Below are 23,240 nucleotides of genomic sequence, written 5' to 3'. Positions count from 1 at the left end.
GTACAATAACCATCTAGACCCAATGGACTGTGTGAGCTGATGACCAAAACGCCAATCATTGAATTTGACAACTTTTTCTTCCAATATTACAGCCAGGCTGAACCCACACTGCATAACATCAACCTGAAGATCTATCCCGGTGAAAAGGTCCTGATCGTTGGCCCCAGTGGCAGCGGCAAGAGCACCCTGGGCCACTGCATCAATGGGCTGATCCCTTTCGCCTATAAAGGTGAGATCAATGGCAACCTGAAGATCAACGGCCGGGATACGCAGGAGATGAACATCTTCGAACTATCCAAGCAGGTCGGCACTGTTCTGCAGGACTCTGATGCGCAGTTCGTGGGCCTGTCCACGGGGGAAGATATCGCCTTTGCCCTGGAAAACGATAGCATCCCCTTTGAGGAGATGCACGAAAGGGTTAAAAAAGTCGCCAGCATGGTGGATATGCAGCACCTATTATCCTCATCACCCTTTGAGCTCTCCGGCGGCCAGAAGCAGCGCACATCGCTGGCTGGTGTCATGGTAGATGATGTGGATATTTTGCTTTTCGATGAGCCATTAGCCAACCTTGACCCCGCCACTGGCAAGACCGCCATTGAGATCATCGAAGATATCCATCAGAAATCTAAAAAGACCGTTTTGATCATCGAACACCGTCTGGAAGATGTGCTCCATCAGCATGTTGATCGCATTTTGGTCATTCGGGATGGCCGGATCATCGCCGACCAGAACGCGCATGACCTGGTCTCATCCGACATTCTGACCGATACCGGTATTCGCGAGCCGCTTTATGTGACCGCCCTGAAATATGCCGGCGTCAATGTCACCAGCGATCTACTGCCCGGCTATATCACCACATTGAAGACCGAACTGGAGAAAGACGCCCTTGTCAATTGGTATGAGAGCGTACAGCATCCGGATGCCAAGCCCGCAGCCCCTTCCATCCTCTCCATTGAAGGCCTAAATTTCTCCTATGATGGTATCCGCTCGATCCTGAGCGATATCAACATTGATATTCAGGAAGGAGAAATGGTCTCGCTGGTAGGTAGGAACGGGGCGGGCAAATCCACGCTCTCCAAGCTGCTCTGCGGGTTCGAAAAACCCGACTCCGGCATCATCCGCTACTATGGTGAAGACATCGCTGACAAAACAATCAAGGAACGGGCCGAATTCATCGGTGCGGTTCTGCAAAACCCCAACCAGATGATCTCAAAGCCCATGATCTTTGATGAGGTTGCCCTAGGATTGCGCTTCCGGGAAGTGCCTGAAGAAGAAGTGCAGGAGCGGGTCAAGAAGGTGTTGGAAGTCTGCGGCCTCTCACCCTTCATTGACTGGCCGATCTCAGCCCTGAGTTATGGCCAGAAGAAACGGGTGACCATCGCCTCAATCCTGGCTTTGGGGCCAAAGATCCTGATCCTCGATGAGCCCACCGCCGGGCAGGATTTCCGCCACTACACTGAGATCATGGAGTTCCTGCTGGAGTTAAACAAGATGGGCGTCACCATCATCCTGATCACTCATGACATGCACCTGATGCTCGAATATACCCCACGGGCCATCGTGCTCTCAGAGGGGCAGCTTGTTGCCGATACAGCGGCTTCAGTCGTGCTGACGGATAGTGAGGTGATCAAAAAGGCCAGCCTCAAGGAGACCTCGCTCTTCAACCTGGCCCAGATGGCTGGCATTCCGGACGGTACCGCCTTTGTGCAAGGTTTCATTGACTACGATAGGGGCGTGAGGAATTAATGAACGCCAAAACCAAACTCTTCTCCTATGACCTTTTAGATACGATTATTCACCGATTATCGGGCCTGACCAAGCTGATCTGCTTCCTCTTTCTGACCTTTGCGGTGATGTATTCCTACGATATCCGCGTCATTCTGATCATCATGGCGTTTTCCGTTTACCTTTTATGGGTCTCCAAGATCAAATTCCGCCAGATCCGAACCATGGTGCTGTATGTCGTCATCTTCATCCTCACAAACGCCATCATTTCCTTCCTGTTCGCCCCTGAAATGGGCGTGGAGATTTACGGCACACGCCATAATATCTTCAAGATCTATGGCAAGTTTTATCTGACTCAGGAGCAATTATTCTATTCCGTGACGAAGATGATCAAATACTCTTCCGTCATCCCATTGGGCATGATCTTCTTGCTCACCACGAACCCCAGCGAATTTGCCTCATCTCTATGCCGAGTCGGCGTGCCCTATAAGGCATCCTACGCCGTGGCGCTGACCCTGCGTTACTTCCCGGATGTTCAACGGGATTACCGGGATATCAGCCTGGCCCAGCAAGCACGCGGGCTGGACCTTTCCCGTAAGGTCAAATTTGTCAGCCGGGTAAAGAATTCCCTGCTGATCATCATTCCGCTGATCTTCTCCTCGCTGGACCGGATCGAGCTGATCAGCAACGCGATGGACCTGCGCGGTTTTGGCAAAAGCCGCACCCGTACCTGGTTCTCAGCCAGGAAATTCACAACCCAGGATTGGGTCGCCATCGTCATTTCCGCCCTGCTCTTCTTTGGCTCGATCAGCGTCTCCATCTTCATCAACCACAGCCGTTTCTACAACCCATTCATTTAGGAGGTTCCCATGAAACCCATCCTCGTCTTCCAAACGGATTTCACCTACGCTGAAGGCGCTGTCTGCGCGATGTATGGTGTGGTGAAGAATGTGGACCGTGAGCTGGAGATCATTGACGGCACGCACGAAATCCCCAAATTTGACACCTGGAGCGCTTCCTACCGGCTTTATCAATCTATGGCTTTCTGGCCCAAGGGGACGATCTTCGTCTCTGTGGTGGACCCCGGTGTGGGCACCCCGCGCAAGGCCTGCGTCGCCCAAACTGCGGACGGCTATTATGTGGTCACGCCCGACAACGGCTCACTGACCCATCTCAAGGCCTGGGTGGGCATCACCGCCATCCGAGAGATTGATGAGAATGTGAACCGGCTGAAGGGCAAGAACACCGAAGCGGTCAGCGTCTTCCACGGGCGGGACCTTTTCTCCTATTGCGCAGCCAAGCTCGCCAGCGGTCTGATTGATTTTGAAGGCGTCGGACCTGAATATGACGTAGATGAAATCATCATGCACCCCCTGCTGAAACCCGAGATCAGCGAAGGTAAGGTAACGGGCATATTTGAGATCAATGACCCGAATTTCGGTAATGACTGGACCAATATCCCCACCAAGGATTTACAAAAGGCCGGGTTTGCCTATGGTGACACCCCGCTGCTCACCATCCGGCATAATGGCAAAGAGGTGTTTTCAAAACGGGTGCTTTTCCATCAGTCCTTTGGCTATGCCAATAAGGGCGATGTGATGATCTATAACAATGAGTTGATGCGAATCTCGGTTGCCGTGAACCAGGGCAGTTTCACCGAGGAATACCAGATCGGTTTTGGTCCGGAGTGGACAATCACGATCAGTAAATAAGATACGTATCTTTTGTTCCTCAGCGTAGGTAAACAAAAAAGGTCGTCTCAAAAGAGACGACCATTACTTCTTAATAACCCAAATTTCTCAATCCTAACTTGCTTATTCCTCTACATTCAGCCGAACCCGGGTCATCAATCCCGCTGCGGCCACGTTCAACAAGACCGCTGCCAAACAGGTCGCCCAAAACCCAATGTTGAATAAGGTTGGGCCAATCAAGTCACCCATCATCCGACCAATCGAATAACTAGCCAGGGTTGCTGAAAGCATCGTTGCCCGGGTGGATGGCATCACCTCGCTCATCAAAGTCAATGCACTGACCAGCAATATTTCAAACGTGATATAGAAGAAACCCAAGCCCACCATCGCCAGGTTCAACCTTCCGCCCAGGAAGGGCAGGAGCGCTGCTGCCAGGGCATTCAAGCCCAGGAAAATCCAGATCATCCGGCGCTTACCAATAGCATCCAGCCAAATCCCGGTGAAGACCTCACCGCCCAGCTCAGACACACCGATCACCACCGAGGCAATCGTCAGCGCAGCAAAATCCAGCCCAAAACCCTGTTCAATCCACAGTCCAAAGACCAGGTTCACCAATTCATTGGCCATGGCGAATAAAACCCCCGCCAGCAAACCTGCCAAAGCAGGCCAGGTCCGCAGGATCCGGCCAAGGTTGCGCCAGAAGGTGTTTTCTGTGGAGTGGTCAATCCGTTCTCCCGGGACAGTAATAAGAACCACAATAAAAAGCACCACGCCAATTATGGCAAAGAAAATGAAAGGTGTAAACCACATATAGGATTCGATCAACCAGCGCACCACCGGAATTCCCCCGATGAATGCCAGCGCCCAGCTCAGCTCAGTGATCGCCAGAACCCGTCCCCTCCGTTCATAAGGGACATGATCGCCCAGATAAGCACTCAATGATGGAATGAACACAACATTACCCAAAAGGGTCAGGCTGATGCCAATAATAAACGTCACGAAAGATGGGCTCAGGCCCACCAGGCCGCTGCCGGCTACAAAAAGACCAATGCCCAGCAGAAAGCCGGTCTTGCGGTTACGGGTATCCGCCACCGTCGCCAGGAAGGGCCCAAAGATACCCAAGAATGAGCGAATGGACAGGGCCAATCCCAATGAGGCGGGTTCAACCCCCAGTCCGCGGGCAAAAACAGGAAGGAAGGGATAAACCATCCGGTAACTGGTGTTAATCACCGTCCGGGTGAGGGTGAACACAAATAAATCAAACTTTAATTTCAATGGTTTAATCGACATATCGCCCAATTATACACGCAACGCCATGCGAGAAACTAGACAAGCATTGTCATAATTAGTAAAATAATACTATAATTGGCTTATTGGGAATCATGTGGCTGTTATTTGTCGCCACAACAAAAAGTTCGCTTAGATAATAAGGAGTTCGAAATGGCAAAGATAATCGACGTAGAAGGCATTGGTCCAAAGTACGCTGAGAAATTAGTGAAAGCTGGCATCACAACCACAGGTAAACTCTTAAAAAAAGGCGCAACCCCAAAAGGCCGTCAGGAAATTGAAGAAATGACCGGCATCAGCCACGGTCTCGTTCTCGAATGGGTCAACCATGTTGATCTCTATCGGATCAAGGGCGTCGCACAGGAATATTCCGATCTTCTGGAAGAAGCCGGCGTGGACACCGTCCCTGAACTGGCCCAGCGCAATGCTGCTAATCTCCATGCCAAGATGGTTGAAGTGAACAATGCAAAGAAACTCGTTCGCCAGCTTCCCAGTGAGAAACAGGTTGCCAGCTGGGTTGACCAAGCCAAGGCCCTGCCCCGCGTTATCCAATATTAAACACTAAATACATTACGCCATCTAATCCAACATCCCTGCCCCCGAAAGGTGCGGGGCTGTTGGATTTTTAATTTAGTGGGATAATTAGAATCTGCAGAGCCCAATATTGAATGTGGTTTTTCACCAACTCACTTTCAAACGCCCTGATCATGAAACTTTCTTTTAGAAATGTCCTTCCCATTGTTATCTTCCTACTTCTGATTCCCCTGACCTTCTCTGCTTGTGCGGGCAAGGATACCCCAACTTCTCTGGTACCCACCAAGACTGCTGAGATCGTGGTAGTAGGCTCAGAGCCCACCAAAGCGACTTCCATCCCAGTCACGATTTTCCTGGCGGGCTCACTCCCGGTGGGCAGCGTAGACTTTGACGCGTTATCTGGTCTTCCCCTCTCTAGCAGCCCCGATGCCGATCTTTGGTTCGGTCCCGTCGCCAAGGTTCCTGAGGGCGACGTGATCCTGACCAGCACCTGGGTCTATGCCCTGGCCGCCCCATTCCCCACGCTGGTGGACGGCGTGACCCTGGCTGATCTGCAGGCTTTTTGGTCCGGCGAGACCGTGACCGACATGCTGACCGTACCCTACCTGAAACTACCTTCCGCCCTTGCTAATGTTTGGGAAGCCCAGTGGGGTGAACACGACGCCGCCCGGATCATCATCTCAGATGAACCCGTGGCCGCCGACAGGCTCTGGGAATCGGATGCCTGGGTAATCGTGCCTTTTGATTCGCTCGAACCCAAGCTCAAAGTCATCACAGTCGATGGAACCTCTCCCCTAAACAAGGGCTTTGACCCAGTCACCGCTCCTTTGGTGGTCAGCTTCCAGCTCATCGCCCAGACAGAGGCCGGGCAAGCTCTCTCAGCAGAAAATCTTGAAACGCTCAACACCGCCATCACCGTCACCAACCGTGACCCGGAAAAAATGACCTCTCTGGTGATGACTGGCGTCACAGCTCTGGTGCGCGCCACGGCTGACAAAATGGAAACCAATGGTGTAAATTACCCAGGCGAGAAAATTCGTGATTGGCTGTCCAGCGCGGACCTGACCCATATCAGCAACGAGGTCTCCTTCTATGAAGACTGTCCCACACCTGACCCAGACTCGGAAATGCTACTCTTCTGCAGCAGCCCGGATTATATTATGCTTTTCGACTATGTCGGAGTTGACATCATCGAACTGACCGGCAACCACAACAATGACTCAGCCTATGTCTGGGGCGTGGATGTGATCCCGTTCTCCCTTGATCTCTATGCCGAACACGACATGGTCTATTTTGGCGGCGGCATTAATTTAGAAGATGCCCTCACCCCTCTGACCCTCACCGACCATGGCAATAAACTGGCCTTCATCGGCTGTAACGCCTCCGGACCGGATTATGCCTGGGCCACTGATGAGCACGGCGGCGCTGCCCCCTGCGATGACTATGAATGGATGGCTGAAGAGATCGCCCACCTCACAGCAGAGGGTTATCTGCCCATTGCGACTTTCCAGTATTTCGAGGACTACTATAACTATGCCAGCGAGCATCAGGTCCGGGATTTCGGATTGATGGCTGATGCCGGCGCAGTAATCGTGAACGGCAGCCAGGCCCATCTTGCCAAGGGCATGGCTTTTCAGGATAACGCTTTCATCCAGTATGGCCTCGGGAACCTATTCTTCGACCAGATGGGTATCATTGATCAATACGGCAACCAAATCATCGAGACCCGCTGGGAGATCATCCAGCGCCACACCTTCTATGACGGCCGCTACCTCAGCACTGAACTGTTGACCGCCATGCTTGATGATTACGCCCAGCCCCGGCCGATGACGCCGTCTGAACGATCCGCCTTCCTCCAAAGCCTGTTTGACGCCAGCGGGTGGGAGACACGGTAAAATTAAATTAACCAGTCCAATCTGTCGAAAAGGATTGTCACTATGGCTTCGATTGCAAAATTCTCTCCAAAAGGACAATACACCATCAAAGTGGTCAGTGACCGCTCAGGGGTCCGCGCAGTGACGCTGCGCGCCTGGGAAAGACGCTACAACTTCCTTGAACCTGAGCGCCTCGACAACAATTACCGGCTCTATTCTGAACGGGATATCCAGGTGGTGCGCTGGATCACCCACCGCCTGTTCAACGGCCTGTCCATTAGTGCGGCCGTTCGCGAATATCAGGCAATGCGCAAGCAGGGCGTATGGCCCGAGGCGTTGCCAACCCTCGAAGCTCCCAAACCTATCCAAAAGCCGGAATTTCCCCCTGCCCGGTATGCCGAGATGTTATATGAAGCCTTTGCCGCCCATGATGAGATTCGGGTCAGGAAAATCCTCAACAGCGTGCAAATAATGTTTGATCTTGAAACGACTCTTTTTGAGATCTTCCAGCCCTGTCTTTATCATATTGGCGACGCCTGGTTCCACGGTGAAATCCGGATCGCGACTGAACATTTTGCTTCTTCCTATATCGAAGGCGTGCTTATGAACCTGCTGCAGGCTTTCCCAATTGACATCTCCGCCCCAACCATTCTGGTCGGCTGCGCACCGGAGGAATTCCACGAGATTGCACCGCTAATGCTCTCTGTGCTGCTCAGGCGAGAGGGATACCGGGTGGAGTTTTTGGGCGCGGACCTGCCGATCGAAGATCTGGTGCTTTATGCAGAAGACACCAATGCAGACATGGTGATCCTCTCTGCAGGATTTGAACATACCGCCCAGCCCCTCTTCAAGATGCAGGAGCAACTAAATACGCTCCCCAAGAAACCAAAACTGGGATATGGCGGGCGTTATTTCAATGAAAATAATGATGCCCGGGAAGCAATGAAGGGGATTTTCCTCGGCCGCAGCCTGGCGGATGCCATCTCACGAGTGCATGAGCTGGTAGATTAATTGAAATTGTCATATACGCCGTGCGGCATGTGACCTACAAACATCCATAATTCATAATCTCTCGTAGAGGCGAGTCTCCGTGCTCGCCCTATTGGGTAGGTCACGCTTCCAGCGTGACACGAAAATGTCACGTAGATGGCTTCGCCACCATACGTGACCTACGAAAGTCACAAAACTACATTGCGATAAATTACTTCCGAAATTGCAGATAAAAACAATGCTCCAGCACATCCGACCGAACACAGGTCAGTCCCACCTGCTCCGCCAGAGCGGTGTAATGGGCAGCATCCCGCTTCTCGCCCGGCCAGCGCATCCCATATCCCGTTCCCCGCTGCTTCCCCCTGACCCCATACCGCAGGTAAACCACGAAATAATCCGACCCTTCCAAGGGCTCTTCCGGCTGGGTCACATCCCACAAATGTAAGCTGCCACCCGGCTCTAGCACCCGCTGAGATTCCATAAAAACAGCGATCTGATCTTCACGTTTTGGAAGATACATCAAAGAGAAAAAAGCCGTCAGGGTGGGGAAAAGCTGTCCTTCAAAACCCAACCGGCGAGCGTCCATCATCACCTTATGGTGACCATCCGTCGTTTCCAGCAGTTCATCCATCCGCTGGTCAATGGCAATCACATCCCGGCCCAGCAACTGACCGATCACGCCCTCACCACCGCCCCCGATATCCAGCACGGGGCCCGTAAAATCATAATCATCGAGTGCAATTTCAAGCTGGGGAAAATCATAACCCACAAGTTCCATACTGCCCCCTAAATCTCAGGATTTCCGCCGGATAACAGCATCCGTCATGCGCGCCACCCGGGACATCACCGCCACATCGTGCACACGGACGATATCCGCTCCCCGGTCAATGCTGAGGGCCACCGCTGCAGCAGTCCCTTCCACCCGTTCTTCAGGCGGTAAATCAAGCGTATAACCGATGAAGGACTTGCGCGAAGGGCCCACCAGCAAGGGATACCCCAAGGCTTTGATCTCATCCATCCGGTCTAATAATTCGAGGTTTTGTTCAACGGTCTTTCCGAAACCAATCCCCGGATCCAGGATAATATACTCATCCGGGATACCCGCTTCATGAGCCAGGCCCACACTGAACAGCAGTTCATTGCAAATATCCGCGATCAGGTCATCATATTCCACGCCAACCACGTGCCCACCCAAGCGGGCCTGCACTTCTGCACTGCCGGGTTTCAAGCGGTTATGCATCAGCACCACCGGCGCATGATGCGCCGCGGTCACACCTGCCAGTTCCGGATCCGCCCGGAATCCCCAGATATCGTTCACCCAGTCCGCTCCCAGGTCCAGCGCCTGCCTGGCCACCTCAGCCTTATAAGTATCCACTGAGATCACCACCTGCGGGAACTTCTTCCGCAGCGAAGCGATCACGGGCAGCACCCGTTCCAGTTCCTGCACCTCGCTGACCGTATCCGCGCCAGGTCTGGTGCTCTCACCGCCGACATCGAGGATATCCGCACCATTGGCGAGGAAGCCCTCCGCCTGATTGAGTGCCTGGCTGACAGCATCCTCCCGCTTCAGCAGACCATCACCGGAGAAGCTGTCCGGGGTAGCATTCATAATACCCATAATATAGGTCCGCTCCCCCCAGGGGAACGGGGCAAGAATTTCGGAAGTCATAGGGTCACTTTCCATTTTCAAGGGGTCTCAGTCATGCTGACAGGCTGCGCTTCAGTGAGCAGTTCCACATGATCAATCGGCCCGCCCATGCTGTAGAGCGTGATCGAATAATCAAGCTGTCCACCGGAAATCAACGTGAAACTGTTTTCCCAGCGCCGCACGGCCACGATCCGCCCGTCTTTGTCAAAGGCTGTGGCGCTGATCCAGACATAATCCGCATCCGCCTGATCCGCGGAGAGCGAAACAGTGCCGCTCACGGTGCCTGTCAGGCCATCATCACTCACTGTCAGTGTCTGTTCATCAATATTCAAATCAAGATAGCGGTCATCCCCAGGCATCACAGGTAGGGAGAAGTCCAGCTCAAAAGAAGCCCTCCGGTCAGCAGGCAATGGCGGATCGAAATAGGCGATCAGGGGCAGTGCTGTACCCGCAGGCAGCAGGTTGAGCGACATGATAGCCGTTTCCTGCATGGCAGTTTCTCCCTCACCAAGGGTGATGATTGCTGAAACATTTTCCAATGCCCTCTCGGAATTATTTTCATAAAGCACAAAACACCACATCCCGCCCAGCGCATCCAGATAACAATCCGGGGCGGCTGGGATTACCTCTTCATCGGTCGGGACGGATGTTGTCTGAGCGTCTTCTGAAGTCGGGGTGGCCGTAGGTGGCGGAGTAGGCGTGATCGGGATCAACAATTGCATCCCCACCGTCATCGCCCGCGGGTCAATATCCGGGTTGGCGGTCATGAGGTCCGCGACGCTGATGCCGTAATAATAGGCGATCCCACCCATATCATCATTGGCTCGCACTTCATAATAGACATCGGTCGGGGTCGGGGTTATCGTGGGTGAAGGCGTCGGGGTGACATAATCCGTCGGCAGCGGCGTGACCGTCGCAGTATCAGAGGGATAGGGCCGCAAAGTGCCATCCAACTCAGTGGTGTCAGTGGGGGTCAGCTGGTTAGCGCCCGTTGAACAGGCTGAAACCAGCGTGCCCGCCAAAATGAGCAGAAAAAGGTAATTTTTCCATTTCTTACGCATGCTGGCATTATACCAGCGAAGGTTCAGGTGGGAATAGCGGGATACTTTCCCCCGAGGGGTGTTAGAGATTCGTTAGATCGCCCCGTGCGGCCTTGCCATCACCCCGTAAGGGGGCTATAATCTGGAAAGATAAGATTTAGGAAGTAAAGCATGCCAACGTATACGTACCAATGTGAAAATTGCGGGATCCGGTTTGATCAGTATCAAAAATTCACGGATGACCCGCTGGTTGTTTGCCCGGAATGCGGCGAATCTGCCCTGCGCAAGGTTTTCCAGCCGGTGGGTATTGTGTTTAAAGGTAAAGGCTTCTATGCCACCGACAACCGCTCCCCATCCGGCCAGACCTATTCCTCCGAAAGCCACGAACACGGCAAGAAGGAGACCACCGAAGCCAAAAGCGAGACCAAAACGGAAAGCAAGAGCACCCCAACCGCCTCTAAAGGCGACTAATACCCCCATTAACCCATTTAGGCTGCCAACTACGGCAGCCTTTTTTATTCTCAGGGTAATACAATCTCAATTAAAGAAAACCATCCCTGCGCCAGTTTGCGCTATAATCCTATTACCGTCAAAACGCTAAAAATGAGTGCAAAATTATGAAACAATTGCTTCAGAATATGAAAACGGGTGAACCGCAAGTGACCGAAGTGCCCGTCCCGCAATGTCAGCCAGGGACCGCCCTGGTCCAAACCGCCGCCTCGCTGGTCTCCTCCGGCACTGAGCGGATGGTAGTCGAATTCGCCAAGCAGGGGCTACTGGGCAAGGCCCAGTCCCGGCCGGACCTAGTGCGGCAGTTGATCAACAAAGCCCAACGTGAGGGCTTGCTGACCACCTTCGAAGCCGCCATGAACAAGCTGGATCAACCAATGGCGTTGGGATATTCCTCAGCAGGCAGAATAGTTGAAGTCGGCGAGAGCCTGCAGGGCTTCAAGGCAGGTGATCGAGTCGCCTGTGCGGGCGGCGGCCATGCTGTCCATGCGGATTTCGGGGTCATCCCCCAGAATCTGATGGTTCTCATCCCCGATGGCGTCACTTTTGATCAGGCCGCCTTCACCACCGTGGGCGCGGTCGCCATGCAGGGCTTCCGGCTGGCGGATGTGCAGGTTGGCTCCCGGGTCGCCGTGATTGGGCTCGGACTATTGGGCCTGCTCGCCACCGGGATCGCCTCGGCAGCCGGGTGCGATGTGTTGGGCATTGACCTTGACCCTGAGCGTGTGGCTCTGGCCAAATCAATGGGCGCGAGCAACGCCGTCACGCGTGGTCAGGCTGAAGAAGCCGCCAGTGTGTTCTCCCATGGCCGCGGTGTGGATGCCGTCCTGATCTGTGCCGACGCCGACACCAATGACCCGATCAACCTGGCGGGCGAGATCGCCCGTGACCGGGCAAAAATCGTGGCGGTTGGCGCGGTGGGGCTGGAAATTCCCCGCAATGCCTACTATGCCAAGGAACTGGAGGTGTTGGTTTCCCGCTCCTATGGCCCCGGCCGTTATGACCCCAAATTTGAAGAACAAGGCCAGGACTACCCCATCGGGCATGTCCGCTGGACCGAAACCCGTAATATGGAAGCCTTCCTGGACCTGATGGCCCAGGGCAAGCTGGATGTCTCCCCATTGATCACCCACCGGATTCCAATTGCGGATGGACAGCAGGCGTATGAGCTGCTCACCGGTAAGGAACCCTATCTAGGCGTGCTGCTCACCTATGGCAGCGATCCCCGTCCCAAGGACAACCGGATCGTCAACAAGCAGGCCCCACCCGTCCGAGTGCAGCCCGGTGAGATGCTGGCATTGGGTGTGCTGGGTGCGGGCAATTATGCCCTCTCCACATTCCTGCCCTCCATCAAGAAAGTAGGCAGCATTGCCCCCATTGGGGTCGTCTCCGCTTCCGGTGTCAGCGCACAGCATGCCGCCCGTCAATACGGCTTCGGATTTGCAGCCAGTGAGCCTGAAGCGGTGTTGGGCGACCCTGCCATCAACCTAATTGCAGTCCTGACCCGGCATAACCTGCATACGCCGCAGGTATTGGAAGCTTTTGCTGCCGGTAAACACGTCTACTGCGAAAAACCACTAGCAATCAACAAAAAACAACTGAACCAGGTCACCAAGCTGCTCAAAAAAGGCGGCCAGCCCGTCCTGATGTTGGGCTTCAATCGGCGCTTTGCTCCCCTTGCGGTCAAACTCAAAGCCTTTGTGGACCAGCGCCAGGAACCGCTCTATGCCCATTTCCGGGTGAACGCCAATGTAATCCCTGCGGATCACTGGATCAATGACCCCAAGGTGGGCGGCGGCCGGATCATCGGTGAGGGCTGTCACTTCATTGACTTCCTGACCTTCCTGGTCGGCGAAAACCCGGTGGAAGTGACCACCACTGGCCTGCCGGATAACGGTAAATACAGCGAAGATAACGTCGTGATGACCTTCCGCTTCCCGGATGGTTCCGTCGGTGTGGTCAGCTACCTGGCGAACGGTGACAAATCCTTCCCGAAGGAATATGTGGAAGTCTTCACCGGCGGCCGGGTGGCCGTGCTGAATGATTGGCGCAAGCTGGAAACAGTCGCCAAGGGCAAGCGCAAAGTGGAACGCAGCCTGCTCAGCCAGGATAAAGGCCATAAAGATGCCTGGCGCGCTTTCTTGAAAGCCGTTCAGCAGGGACAGGAACCCCCGATCCCCTATGACCAGCTGATTGGCGTGACCCAGGCCAGCTTTGCGGCCCTCGACTCTTTGCGTAATGGTAAACCAATTAAAATTTAGGGTATTCCAGATTCGCGGATATTAAATCTTAAACCCCGGCAGCCATCGCCCTCAATATAGGCGCGATCTTGGAAAATCGAGCGTTGGATGCCTGGCGGGAGGTTTGCCCCTAACCCTGGAAACTATGAATAAAATCGTAAAAGCCTTCAAATCCCTCAATCAACTCGGCCCCACCCAAACGGGGCTCTTTGGCCTCTATCAGTTGGGCCTGCGCAGCAGGCATTACTGCCGGGTGACGCCCAGCGTGCTGTCTGGGCCGGTGGATCCACCCACCCTGGGGCCGATCGCCCATTTCCCAGCCATTCCACCCGCCCAGGTGGACCTGACCCTGGCGCATGCGGATGAAATCACGCGGGGCAAGGTACGGCTCTTTGGTGCCGCCCCGGTTCCTCTAAACCTCGACGCAGGGATTTCCTCCCAGCATTGGAGCGAACTGGAACGCACGCCACCGGATGTCGACATCAAGCTGATCTGGGAGCCGGGGAGGCTGGGCTGGGCATTTTCACTTGCCAGGGCCTATGCCTACAGTGGTGACTGCCTTTACGCCAAAGTGTTCTGGGAAAAAACCCTCCACTTTTTAGAAGTTCACCCACCTAATCTTGGCCGCCAATGGCAATCCGCTCAGGAAGTAGCGATCCGCTTGATGGCGCTGGTCTTTTGTGACCGGGTGCTGGCCACCAGCCCCGAATCGACCCCCGAAAGACGTCAGCGGCTCTGGCGGGCTGTAGCGGAACACGCCCAACGGATCCCGCCGACACTGATTTATGCCCGCGCCCAAAACAATAACCATTTGCTCTCCGAAGCTGCCGGGCTTTATACCGCCGGGCTCTACCTTGGTGACCACCCGGAAGCCCAAAAGTGGCAGCATTTGGGTTGGCAATGGCTGAACTGGGGCTTCCTCAACCAAATTGAGGAATTTGGGTCCTACGTTCAAAACAGCGTAAACTATCACCGGCTGATGCTGCAAATGGCCCTCTTCACCGACGCCCTTCGCCGTGACGCAGGAGAGCCGGATTGGCCAAATGCCACCCGCCGCCGGCTGGCGTCAGCCACCCACTGGCTATGGGCGCTGACCGACCCACAAACAGGTAAGGTCCCCAACCTGGGGGCCAATGACGGTGCCTACATCTTCCCCCTTGCCGCCCAAGGCTTTGACGATTACCGCCCGGTGGTGGAAGCTGCCTCACGGGCCTTTCTGGATCAGTCCATCCCCGAATTTGAACCTCAAGGCGAGATGGCGGCCTGGTTCGACTTGGAAGGACAAGCCCTCGCCGAAGAATTTTCCTCTCAGGCATTCGATGACCTGCGGGTGACCGGCAGTTCTGGACGGGCTTTCCTCCGCACCGCTACCTTTAACGACCGCCCCTCCCACGCGGATCAGCTCCATGCCGATCTCTGGTGGCGGGGGGTGAACGTTGCCCCAGATGCGGGCACCTATAGTTATAACGATGCACCGCCCTGGGATAACGCTCTGGCCTCCACCTTTGTGCATAACACCCTGATTCTGGATCGTCAGGAACAGATGCAGCGCGCCGGCCGCTTCCTTTGGCTGGACTGGGCGCAGGCTGACATTCTGGCATATGAGATGGACGAGGACGGCCAGATCATCCGCCTGGCAGGAGAACACGATGGCTATCGCAAGCTGGGTATGCTCCACCAGCGCCTGGTGGAAGCGGCCGAAGATGGCTGGCTGGTGACCGACAGGGTCCTGCCCTATGGTGAAGCCAACACCACCCCGCATAATGCCGAAATCCGCTGGACGTTGCCGGACTGGCCCTGGGAGCAAACCGCGCCCAACCAGCTCAGACTGACCAGGCCGGCTTTCAGCTTCACCCTCACCCTCAGCGGCATTGAACGTTTTGCCCTGGTGCGCGCCGGGGAATGTGTGCTGGGCGCCATCGAAGCCCACCCGACCTGGGGCTGGGTCTCTCCCACTTACACCGTCAAACAACCCGCCCTCCAAGTGATCGCATCAACGGATGGACAACTGCCCCTGAAGATCATCTCCGAATGGAAATTTACCGACCAGATGATGAATGCCGCCAAAAAAGAGGCTAAACTCACATAGGATTCACATCACCCCATATGGTACAATCGGTCCGCTCTGATGGTGATGGAGTCCACCGATAACCGCCCTGATGCTGATGACTCCTGGAAAATCTATACCAGGAGGATCAATATCCATGCAAAAAGTACTCATCATCGGCCTGGGGGGCTTCGCAGGCGCTGTCCTGCGCTACTCACTCAACGGATTCGTCCAAAACGCAACCCAAAACAGCGCATTCCCTTACAGCACCCTGGTCATCAACCTGCTGGGTTGTGTAATAATGGGGGCGCTCTCAGAGCTAGTTGAATCCTTCGGCTTCTTATCCACTGAAATTCGCTCCTTCCTGTTCATCGGGCTGCTGGGAGCTTTCACCACCTTCTCAACCTTTGGCAACGAAAGTTTCAACCTCCTGCGGGAAGGCAACCATCTGCTTTCCATGCTAAACGTCGGTCTGCATATCCTCCTCGGCCTCGGGGCCATTGGTTTGGGCCGTCTGATCATAGGTTTGCTTTGGAAGGTGGCTTGAGGCACTTGCATTCGTTCCCCCAACTCTCACATCATCGAGTAAAATTGTTAACAATATGCACATCCTGCTGATCCACCAAGCCTTTGCGGCATTGGATGAACCCGGTGGCACCCGCCACCATGAACTGGCACGATATCTGGCTCAAAAGGGGCACCAAGTCACCATCATCGCCAGCCCTGTTAGCTACCTCACTGGCAACGGTCAGCAGAAGCGAGTCCGCAAGCAGGTGGACGATCTGGGCGTCACCATCATTCGTTCCTACACCCTCCCAGCCCTCCATCGTTCTTTTGTTTGGCGAATATTGAGCTTCCTCAGTTTTATGGTCTCTTCCTTTATCAACGGGCTTTTTGTCCGCAAGGTGGACCTGGTCTGGGGAACGACACCGCCGATCTTTCAGGGACCGACAGCCTGGCTTTTGGCCCGTCTAAAAGGCACCCCTTTCCTGCTGGAAGTGCGGGATCTCTGGCCAGCATTTGCCGTGGCTGTTGGTGTACTGAAGAACAAGACCCTGATCGGGCTTTCGGAGTGGCTGGAACAGTTCCTTTACAAACGTGCCGACCTGGTAATGGTCAACTCCCCCGGCTATATCGAGCACGTCAAAACCCGGGGCGCTCGTGAAGTGGCATTGATCCCCAATGGCGCTGACCCGGCGATGTTCGACCCGACAGACGATGGCGCGGCTTTCCGCCATGCCCAGGGACTTGAAAACCAGTTCGTGGTGCTCTATGCCGGTGCACATGGGCTCTCGAATGACCTGGATGTGGTGCTCGATGCCGCAGCGTTATTAAAAGGCAACCCTGCCATCCGGATTGTTCTATTGGGCGATGGCAAGGAAAAACCCCGGCTGATGGCAAAGGCAGCGGAATTGGGACTGACCAATGTGCTCTTCCTGCCACCGGTCCCCAAGTCCGGTATGTCCGAGGCTTTAGCCGCCGCAAACGCCTGTTTGGCAATCCTGAAGCCGATTGAACTTTACAAAACCACCTATCCCAACAAGGTGTTTGACTACATGGCAGCCGGCAGGCCCGTGATCCTGGCAATTGACGGCGTTGTCCGGCTGGTAGTCGAGAATGCGCAGGCGGGGCTCCCCGTCACACCGGGTGACCCAAAAGCCCTGGCAGATGCAATTACCGAACTGGCCAACAACCCCGCAAAATGTCGTACAATGGGTAAGAATGGCAGATCGGCTATAGAAAACAAATTTTCGAGAATTGAACTTGCGGAGAAATTCACCGCACTCCTGGAGACAATGAGGAGGAGAAATGCCTGAAAAGATCTTGGTTGTAGACGACGAAATCTCTTTACAGGAAACTGTAGCTTATAACCTAAAAAAACAGGGGTATGAAGTGCGGACCACTGGCAACGGCGCCGAAGCATTGGACCTAGCCCGCGAGATAAAACCAGACTTGATCATTCTGGATGTGATGCTGCCGGGGCTGGATGGATTCGAAATTTGCCGCATTTTGCGCAAAGAGATGACCACACCTGTGTTGATGCTGACCGCACGCGATGACGAAATTGATCGGGTTGTAGGTCTTGAAGTCGGCGCCGACGACTATATGGCCAAACCCTTCAGCATGCGAGAACTGATTGCCCGGGTGAAAGCAATGCTTCGCCGAGTACGATTGATCCGCGAGGAAGTCAACACTGGTGAGGGCGGCGAAGGCAAACCCAAGCAGGAGATCATGGAGTTCGATAACCTAAAAATCGACATGACCCGCCGGGAAATCACTGTGGATGACGAAGTGGTCGCCTTCAAACCCAAAGAATATGAACTTCTCACCTTCCTGGCCCAACACCAGGGACAGGTGCTTTCACGGGAATTCATCCTGGAACGCGTTTGGGGTTGGGACTTCATCGGTGACAGCCGCACGGTGGATGTCCACGTTCGCTGGCTGCGTGAAAAGATCGAGCCAGATCCAGCCAATCCACGGCGAATTATCACTGTGCGGGGCGCCGGATATCGCTTCGAAGGATAATCCATGCAGCGCCTGATCCGGTGGCGGATTGCCTTACCATACATTGCCCTGTTAATCCTCTCGCTGGCTGTGTTCACCGGCTTTGTGGTGAACACCATCCGCCAACAGGAAAAGGATCGGTGGCATTCCCAATCACTGGAAACGGCGCAATCCATCGCTCTGCAGGCTCAGGGGCTCTTCAACGGACCGGGGGAATCTGAAGCCCTCAGCCAACTAACCCTATCTCAGACAGAAATTTATAGCTTTGATATCACATTCCTGAACCTGGATGGTGAGATCATCGCGACTTCCTTACCCGCTGAATTGCAGCCCCAGGACCCTATCAGGATACTCGGAGTCAGCCAGGCGCTCGAATCCGGCGAGGGATTCGGTCAGACCAATTCCACCCTGGGCACGGCGCTGACAATTCGGGATCCAAACGGCATTCCCCTGGGATTGGTCCAATTACAAATCCCAGTGTCGCATTATTTCACCAACATTAACGAGATCATCCTTGAAAGCCTGGCCGTGGTCATCATGAGCCTGAGCGGGCTGATCATGATCGCCCTCTTTGTCCGCGATCTCTCCCTCCAGCCAATGGCCTCGCTCACCATCGCCGCCCAACAAATGAGCATGGGCAATTTTACCAACCTGGAATTCCCTGAAAATCCCCAGGAGCTAAAAGAACTCAGCAATGCGCTTCAATCGATGGCGAATGACCTGGGTGCCCAAATTGACGCTCTGACCAGTGAACGGGCCAAGCTTTCAGCCGTCCTGAACCAAATGACGGATGGCGTGATCATCGTGGATGCTGATGGCAAAGTCCAACTGCTGAATCCCGCTGCGGAAAGACTGTTTGATATCAGGGAATCGACCGCTTTGAACCGCTCTGTGGTGGAAGTGATGCGCTATCACCAGCTGGTGGAACTTTGGCGAAAAGCCAAATCCGGTGAACGGGAAAGTATCACCCTTGAGATCGGCCCCCAGCACCTCTTTCTGCAGGTTGTGGCCACACCGCTCAGGACCGCCCTCCCCGGCAGCACCATGATCCTATTACAGGACCTGACTCAGCTGCGCCGCTTGGAAACCGTCCGGCGAGATTTCATCAGCAATGTCTCGCATGAGCTGCGTACCCCGCTCGCAAGCCTGAAGGCCCTGGCGGAAACGCTTCAAGAAGGCGCTCTTGAAGATCCTCCTGCAGCCCAACGCTTCATCATCCGCATGGAAACCGAGATTGACAACCTAACCCAATTGGTCAATGAACTCTTGGAGCTCTCCCGGATCGAATCCGGCAAGGTTCCACTCTCCTTCCATCGCATCCGGCCCTGTGACCTACTGCTGCCGGCGACTGAAAGAATGTCCCTGCAGGCGGAACGTGCCGGCCTGGAATTGATCCTGGACTGCCAGGAAGACCTCCCTGCCGTATTTGCCGACCCCGACCGGATCGGACAGGTTCTGATCAACCTGATCCACAACGCGGTCAAATTCACACCGCCTGGTGGGAAGATTACCGTCTCGGCCTATCGGGATGGCGACCATATCGTCTTTATCGTCCGGGATACAGGTGTGGGCATCGCCGGTAAAGACCTGGCCCGCATCTTCGAACGCTTCTATAAGGCTGACCGGGCTCGGGCCGGTGGTGGTACCGGTTTGGGGCTTTCCATCGCCCGACACATGATCGAATCGCATGGTGGGGTGATCTGGGCGGAAAGCGATGAACAGGTAGGCAGTTCCTTTAACTTCACCCTTCCTGTTGCCTGATGTTAACCGGTTCTTTACTATGTTTTAGTATTCTTTAACTGATTATTGGCAAACTCCAAATACACAGATGTTATGATATTTATGCGGGCGATTTCCATTACCATGAATATGGTGAATTTCATCCTTTGATACACTATGACACGAATATGCCAATGTTAAAATCTGATCCGGCTGAATTGCGAACTATGACACCTGAAAAAGAGGCAAAGTTGCCAAAACCTGCCCCAACAAGCATCAACGTTGGGGAAATGGAAGGCAGCCAGGACCTGGCGAATCTGCCTATTAAACTGAGGGTGGATAAGCTCTCTGTTTTCTACGGGAAGTATAAGGCCGTCAATGAAATCACAATGCAGATCCCCAAGAACCGGATTACCGCGCTGATCGGACCTTCCGGCTGTGGAAAATCCACCCTGCTGCGCTCTTTCAACCGGATGAATGACCTGGTCAATGGCTCCCAGGTCGAAGGCCAGGTTTTGCTGGATGGCAAGAACATATATGGCCCCGATGTGGACGTTGTGGATATCCGCCAGCGGATCGGTATGGTCTTTCAGCGGCCAAACCCCTTCCCTATGAGCGTTTTTGACAACGTCGCCTACGGACCCCGGCTGTATGGAATCCACAAGAAAAGTGTGCTCACGGAAATTGTAGAACGCTCACTGCGCCAGGCCGCTGTCTGGGATGATGTCAAAGATAAACTGCATCAATCCGGCTTGGAACTCTCCGGCGGTCAACAGCAGCGCCTTTGCATTGCACGAGCGATCGCCGTGGAACCCTCCGTGATCCTGATGGATGAGCCTGCCTCAGCCCTTGACCCAATCTCCACCCTCAAGGTGGAAGATCTGATGGAGGACCTGAAATCAGATTACACCATCGTGATTGTGACCCACAACATGCAGCAGGCCGCCCGTGTCTCCGATTTCACCGCTTTCCTGATGATCAACGAACAGCGATCCGGCACCCTGGTGGAATATGGCCCCACTGAACAAATCTTTACCAATCCCCAAAATCGCCAAACGGAAGAATACGTTACTGGTCGTTTTGGATAGAATGATATAAAATAACCAAACTAACCGATCCATCCTTCGGGAGCGCGACATGCCACGTCAGACCTTAGACCGAGAAATCCATCACCTTCAAGACGAAGTTCTGCTTTTAGGCAGCATGGTTGAACAGGCCATGCTCAACGCCATTGACACACTCAAACGGCGGGATATCGAATCGGCTCGGAAGGTTTATCGCAATGATGACCTGATCAATGAAAAGCGCTACGCCATTGAGAACCGTGTGCTGATCCTCTTTGCCACCCAGCAGCCCATTGCGCACGACTTACGCCTGCTGGCCGCCATTTTAGAAGTGATCACCGAACTGGAGCGGATGGGTGATTACGCCAAGGGAATCGCCAAGATCGTGATGAAGATCGGTCAAAGCGATATTCCGATCCCCGGCCGGGAAATCAGCCGGATGGGAGACCTCGCCGTTGGCATGCTCCACCGAGCCCTCAGTGCTTTCATCACCGAAGACGTCGCCATGGCTTACCGGATCCCCAAGGAAGATGAATTGGTGGATGATCTCTATAACCAGATCTATCGCAAGATGATGGCCGCGATGATCGCCGACCCCGAGATCATTGACCACTCCAATTACATCATGTGGGTTGTCCATAACATCGAACGGACTGCCGACCGCGTGACCAATATCTGCGAACGCACCATCTTTATCGCCACCGGAGAGCTGCTCGAGATTGATGCGACGGATGATGAATGGGATGACGAGGATGAAATCTAAATTTTCATTCGAACATAAAAATTAGACTGAATATAACCGGCTTTCGAGCCGGTTTTTAATTAGTGGGTTCTCCAAGAGTTATCAAGTATAATCTTGATAAAATAAGTTATATTTCATTTTTGGAAGGTACGTCGTGTTAAGAACAAATACCACCCCAGGTAAACTCATCATTGTTGAAGGCATTGACGGCAGCGGGAAATCCACCCAAATTGACCTGCTCTATAAATGGCTTCAGGCACAGGGCCGCTCGGTCTATTTCAGTGAGTGGAACTCCTCTCAACTGGTTAAAAGCACCACCAAACAAGCCAAGAAGAATAAAACCTTCACCCCAACCACTTTCAGCCTCCTGCAAGCTACAGACTTTGCAGATCGCTGGGAAAACCGGATTCTCCCCCTCCTAAAAGCCGGCGTGATCGTCCTGGCTGACCGCTACGCATTCACCGCGTTTGGGCGTGATGTCGCACGCGGGGTTGACCGGGAATGGGTCCGCAACCTGTATTCCTTCGCCATGCAGCCTGACATCGCCCTGTTCTTCCGGGTTCCGTTGGATGTCGCTGTGAAACGGATCACCAGTGCGCGCGCTTCCCTGAAATATTATGAAGCCGGTATGGACTTGAAACTTTCCGAAAGTCGTATCGAAAGTTTCCATATGTTCCAGGAACGAATTCTCAACGAATATGACAAGATGGTCGATGAATTTGGTCTGACCGTCATTGATGGCACCCTGACAGTTCAGGCCCAACAGCGCCTAATGCGTGAGATCGTTCGCAAGGAATTGGAAGGCTGGGAGGGCTTACCGATCCCCGATGCCTCACCTAAGACCCTGCTAAAATCTGATATTTACAGTGGGAAAGGAGGCGCTAATGTCTAAACCTAATTTCTATGGCGCTGGTTTCCCCTATCGTGAGATCGTTGATCTGCCCGGCAAGCTCATCGTGCTGGAAGGCTCCGACGGTGTCGGCCGCTCAACCCAGACCCAGCTGCTCCGTCACTGGCTGGAAGATGAGGGCTTTGCCGTCTCAGATACCGGCTTGCGCCGGTCCGGCCTGACCCAAAAGGGCCTTGATGAGGCCAAGAACGGTCACACCCTCAGCCGGATCACCATGAGCCTGTTCTACGCGACCGATTTTGCCGATCGGCTTGAAAATCAGATCATCCCTGCGCTCGAAGCTGGTTTCGTGGTTCTTTCTGACCGTTATTTCTATTCCATTATGGCCCGCGACATCGTCCGCGGCGCTGACCCGGAATGGGCCCGCAAGGTCTATGGCTTTGCCCTCAAACCGGACCTGATCCTCTATCTCAAAGCAGATATCACCGACTTGGTCTCCCGCCTGATCCATGGCCGCGGCCTGAACTATTGGGAAGCCGGGATGGATATCCATCTGGCGGACAATCTCTTCGACAGCTTTGTGGATTACCAATCCAAGATCGGGATGCAGTTCAGCCAACTTGCCAAGGAATACAAATTCGTCACGATTGATGCTGGCCGGCCGGTATCGGATGTCTTTTCTGATCTGCAAAGCCATATCCGAAACCTGCTGGAAGACCAACACCCAATCATCGATATTGACCTGTAGACTGCACAATTCAAATCCGGCTTAAG

At 54.0% G+C, this 23,240-nt stretch carries 21 protein-coding genes; 17 read left to right on the top strand and 4 right to left on the bottom strand.

Going from position 1 to position 23,240, the window contains the following annotated elements:
- The first annotated feature begins 39 nt into the window (after positions 1-39).
- From JR338_10875 to JR338_10865, 3 genes are read left to right on the top strand one after another with little or no spacing between them, the layout of a single operon-like run.
- Positions 40-1,746, top strand: a complete 1,707-nt coding sequence (locus tag JR338_10875) for an ABC transporter ATP-binding protein (protein QRN82908.1) — start codon at positions 40-42, stop codon at positions 1,744-1,746.
- Positions 1,746-2,585: an energy-coupling factor transporter transmembrane protein EcfT gene (locus JR338_10870; protein QRN82907.1), complete on the top strand. Its 840-nt coding sequence runs from the start codon at positions 1,746-1,748 to the stop codon at positions 2,583-2,585. Before JR338_10875 ends, JR338_10870 begins: the two co-directional genes overlap by 1 nt.
- Before the next feature lie 9 nt (positions 2,586-2,594).
- Entirely contained in the window at positions 2,595-3,437 is an 843-nt protein-coding gene (locus JR338_10865; protein QRN82906.1) for an SAM-dependent chlorinase/fluorinase, read from the top strand.
- 102 nt (positions 3,438-3,539) lie between these two features.
- On the opposite strand, the gene JR338_10860 is transcribed toward JR338_10865, so the two are convergent.
- On the bottom strand, positions 3,540-4,706 hold the full coding sequence (locus JR338_10860) for an MFS transporter (GenBank protein ID QRN82905.1): 1,167 nt from the start codon (positions 4,704-4,706) through the stop codon (positions 3,540-3,542).
- Between the two features lie 150 nt (positions 4,707-4,856).
- On the opposite strand from JR338_10860, the gene JR338_10855 reads away from it, so the two are divergent.
- From JR338_10855 to JR338_10845, 3 genes are all read left to right on the top strand, one after another.
- A complete protein-coding gene (locus JR338_10855) occupies positions 4,857-5,261 on the top strand; it encodes a DUF4332 domain-containing protein (protein ID QRN82904.1) in 405 nt (134 codons plus the stop codon).
- Positions 5,262-5,410: 149 nt separating this feature from the next.
- The gene (locus JR338_10850) at positions 5,411-7,132 is read left to right on the top strand and encodes a CapA family protein (GenBank protein ID QRN82903.1); all 1,722 of its coding nucleotides are present in this window, start codon (positions 5,411-5,413) and stop codon (positions 7,130-7,132) included.
- 42 nt (positions 7,133-7,174) lie between these two features.
- Complete coding sequence (locus JR338_10845) at positions 7,175-8,122, top strand: MerR family transcriptional regulator (GenBank protein QRN82902.1); 948 nt, start codon at positions 7,175-7,177, stop codon at positions 8,120-8,122.
- Positions 8,123-8,312: 190 nt separating this feature from the next.
- On the opposite strand, the gene JR338_10840 is transcribed toward JR338_10845, so the two are convergent.
- Genes JR338_10840 through JR338_10830 form a run of 3 tightly spaced genes read right to left on the bottom strand, consistent with a single transcriptional unit; the run spans position 8,313 to position 10,810 of the window.
- Positions 8,313-8,879, bottom strand: coding sequence for a class I SAM-dependent methyltransferase (locus JR338_10840; GenBank protein QRN82901.1), 567 nt, complete (start codon positions 8,877-8,879; stop codon positions 8,313-8,315).
- Between the two features lie 15 nt (positions 8,880-8,894).
- Positions 8,895-9,785 (bottom strand): dihydropteroate synthase, encoded by an 891-nt coding sequence (gene folP / locus JR338_10835; GenBank protein QRN82900.1) that lies wholly within the window; start codon positions 9,783-9,785, stop codon positions 8,895-8,897.
- A 2-nt stretch (positions 9,786-9,787) separates the two neighbouring features.
- Positions 9,788-10,810, bottom strand: coding sequence for a LysM peptidoglycan-binding domain-containing protein (locus JR338_10830; GenBank protein QRN82899.1), 1,023 nt, complete (start codon positions 10,808-10,810; stop codon positions 9,788-9,790).
- 150 nt (positions 10,811-10,960) lie between these two features.
- On the opposite strand from JR338_10830, the gene JR338_10825 reads away from it, so the two are divergent.
- The 11 genes from JR338_10825 to JR338_10775 all read left to right on the top strand — a co-directional run bounded on the left by JR338_10825 (position 10,961) and on the right by JR338_10775 (position 23,214).
- Positions 10,961-11,260 (top strand): zinc ribbon domain-containing protein, encoded by a 300-nt coding sequence (locus tag JR338_10825; GenBank protein QRN82898.1) that lies wholly within the window; start codon positions 10,961-10,963, stop codon positions 11,258-11,260.
- A 146-nt stretch (positions 11,261-11,406) separates the two neighbouring features.
- Positions 11,407-13,560 carry a bi-domain-containing oxidoreductase gene (locus JR338_10820; GenBank protein ID QRN82897.1) on the top strand — a complete coding sequence of 718 codons (2,154 nt, stop codon included), beginning with the start codon at positions 11,407-11,409 and terminating at the stop codon, positions 13,558-13,560.
- Positions 13,561-13,684: 124 nt separating this feature from the next.
- On the top strand, positions 13,685-15,628 hold the full coding sequence (locus tag JR338_10815) for an alginate lyase family protein (GenBank protein QRN82896.1): 1,944 nt from the start codon (positions 13,685-13,687) through the stop codon (positions 15,626-15,628).
- Positions 15,629-15,743: 115 nt separating this feature from the next.
- Positions 15,744-16,133, top strand: coding sequence for a fluoride efflux transporter CrcB (gene crcB / locus JR338_10810; GenBank protein ID QRN82895.1), 390 nt, complete (start codon positions 15,744-15,746; stop codon positions 16,131-16,133).
- A gap of 55 nt (positions 16,134-16,188) precedes the next feature.
- Positions 16,189-17,403 (top strand): glycosyltransferase family 4 protein, encoded by a 1,215-nt coding sequence (locus tag JR338_10805; GenBank protein ID QRN82894.1) that lies wholly within the window; start codon positions 16,189-16,191, stop codon positions 17,401-17,403.
- Entirely contained in the window at positions 17,396-18,112 is a 717-nt protein-coding gene (locus JR338_10800) for a response regulator transcription factor (GenBank protein ID QRN82893.1), read from the top strand. The genes JR338_10805 and JR338_10800 overlap by 8 nt, the downstream gene beginning before the upstream one ends.
- Positions 18,113-18,115: 3 nt before the next feature.
- Positions 18,116-19,852, top strand: a complete 1,737-nt coding sequence (locus tag JR338_10795) for a PAS domain-containing protein (GenBank protein ID QRN82892.1) — start codon at positions 18,116-18,118, stop codon at positions 19,850-19,852.
- Positions 19,853-20,100: 248 nt separating this feature from the next.
- A complete protein-coding gene (gene pstB, locus JR338_10790; GenBank protein QRN84420.1) occupies positions 20,101-20,898 on the top strand; it encodes a phosphate ABC transporter ATP-binding protein in 798 nt (265 codons plus the stop codon).
- 49 nt (positions 20,899-20,947) lie between these two features.
- Positions 20,948-21,637, top strand: coding sequence for a phosphate signaling complex protein PhoU (gene phoU, locus JR338_10785; protein ID QRN82891.1), 690 nt, complete (start codon positions 20,948-20,950; stop codon positions 21,635-21,637).
- 133 nt (positions 21,638-21,770) lie between these two features.
- Positions 21,771-22,508, top strand: coding sequence for a dTMP kinase (gene tmk / locus JR338_10780; GenBank protein ID QRN82890.1), 738 nt, complete (start codon positions 21,771-21,773; stop codon positions 22,506-22,508).
- Positions 22,501-23,214, top strand: coding sequence for a thymidylate kinase (locus JR338_10775; protein QRN82889.1), 714 nt, complete (start codon positions 22,501-22,503; stop codon positions 23,212-23,214). Before tmk ends, JR338_10775 begins: the two co-directional genes overlap by 8 nt.
- Positions 23,215-23,240: the final 26 nt, after the last annotated feature.

The sequence above is a fragment of the Chloroflexota bacterium genome (genome assembly GCA_016887485.1).
GTDB lineage: Bacteria > Chloroflexota > Anaerolineae > Anaerolineales > Anaerolineaceae > Brevifilum.
Note: the sequence above shows the minus strand (reverse complement) of the source record. Positions and strands in the feature narration are given on the sequence as shown.

Bases quoted from the DNA above. Each gene is read 5' to 3' on its own strand.
- crcB (QRN82895.1), top strand. From the start codon at position 15,744: ATGCAAAAAGTACTCATCATCGGCCTGGGGGGCTTCGCAGGCGCTGTC.
- JR338_10825 (QRN82898.1), top strand. From the start codon at position 10,961: ATGCCAACGTATACGTACCAATGTGAAAATTGCGGGATCCGGTTTGAT.
- JR338_10775 (QRN82889.1), top strand. From the start codon at position 22,501: ATGTCTAAACCTAATTTCTATGGCGCTGGTTTCCCCTATCGTGAGATC.
- JR338_10795 (QRN82892.1), top strand. From the start codon at position 18,116: ATGCAGCGCCTGATCCGGTGGCGGATTGCCTTACCATACATTGCCCTG.
- pstB (QRN84420.1), top strand. From the start codon at position 20,101: ATGGAAGGCAGCCAGGACCTGGCGAATCTGCCTATTAAACTGAGGGTG.
- JR338_10830 (QRN82899.1), bottom strand. From the start codon at position 10,810: ATGCGTAAGAAATGGAAAAATTACCTTTTTCTGCTCATTTTGGCGGGC.
- JR338_10870 (QRN82907.1), top strand. From the start codon at position 1,746: ATGAACGCCAAAACCAAACTCTTCTCCTATGACCTTTTAGATACGATT.
- JR338_10805 (QRN82894.1), top strand. From the start codon at position 16,189: ATGCACATCCTGCTGATCCACCAAGCCTTTGCGGCATTGGATGAACCC.
- JR338_10820 (QRN82897.1), top strand. From the start codon at position 11,407: ATGAAACAATTGCTTCAGAATATGAAAACGGGTGAACCGCAAGTGACC.
- JR338_10815 (QRN82896.1), top strand. From the start codon at position 13,685: ATGAATAAAATCGTAAAAGCCTTCAAATCCCTCAATCAACTCGGCCCC.
- JR338_10800 (QRN82893.1), top strand. From the start codon at position 17,396: ATGCCTGAAAAGATCTTGGTTGTAGACGACGAAATCTCTTTACAGGAA.
- JR338_10855 (QRN82904.1), top strand. From the start codon at position 4,857: ATGGCAAAGATAATCGACGTAGAAGGCATTGGTCCAAAGTACGCTGAG.
- phoU (QRN82891.1), top strand. From the start codon at position 20,948: ATGCCACGTCAGACCTTAGACCGAGAAATCCATCACCTTCAAGACGAA.
- folP (QRN82900.1), bottom strand. From the start codon at position 9,785: ATGGAAAGTGACCCTATGACTTCCGAAATTCTTGCCCCGTTCCCCTGG.
- JR338_10860 (QRN82905.1), bottom strand. From the start codon at position 4,706: ATGTCGATTAAACCATTGAAATTAAAGTTTGATTTATTTGTGTTCACC.
- JR338_10840 (QRN82901.1), bottom strand. From the start codon at position 8,879: ATGGAACTTGTGGGTTATGATTTTCCCCAGCTTGAAATTGCACTCGAT.
- JR338_10850 (QRN82903.1), top strand. From the start codon at position 5,411: ATGAAACTTTCTTTTAGAAATGTCCTTCCCATTGTTATCTTCCTACTT.
- JR338_10845 (QRN82902.1), top strand. From the start codon at position 7,175: ATGGCTTCGATTGCAAAATTCTCTCCAAAAGGACAATACACCATCAAA.
- JR338_10865 (QRN82906.1), top strand. From the start codon at position 2,595: ATGAAACCCATCCTCGTCTTCCAAACGGATTTCACCTACGCTGAAGGC.
- JR338_10875 (QRN82908.1), top strand. From the start codon at position 40: ATGACCAAAACGCCAATCATTGAATTTGACAACTTTTTCTTCCAATAT.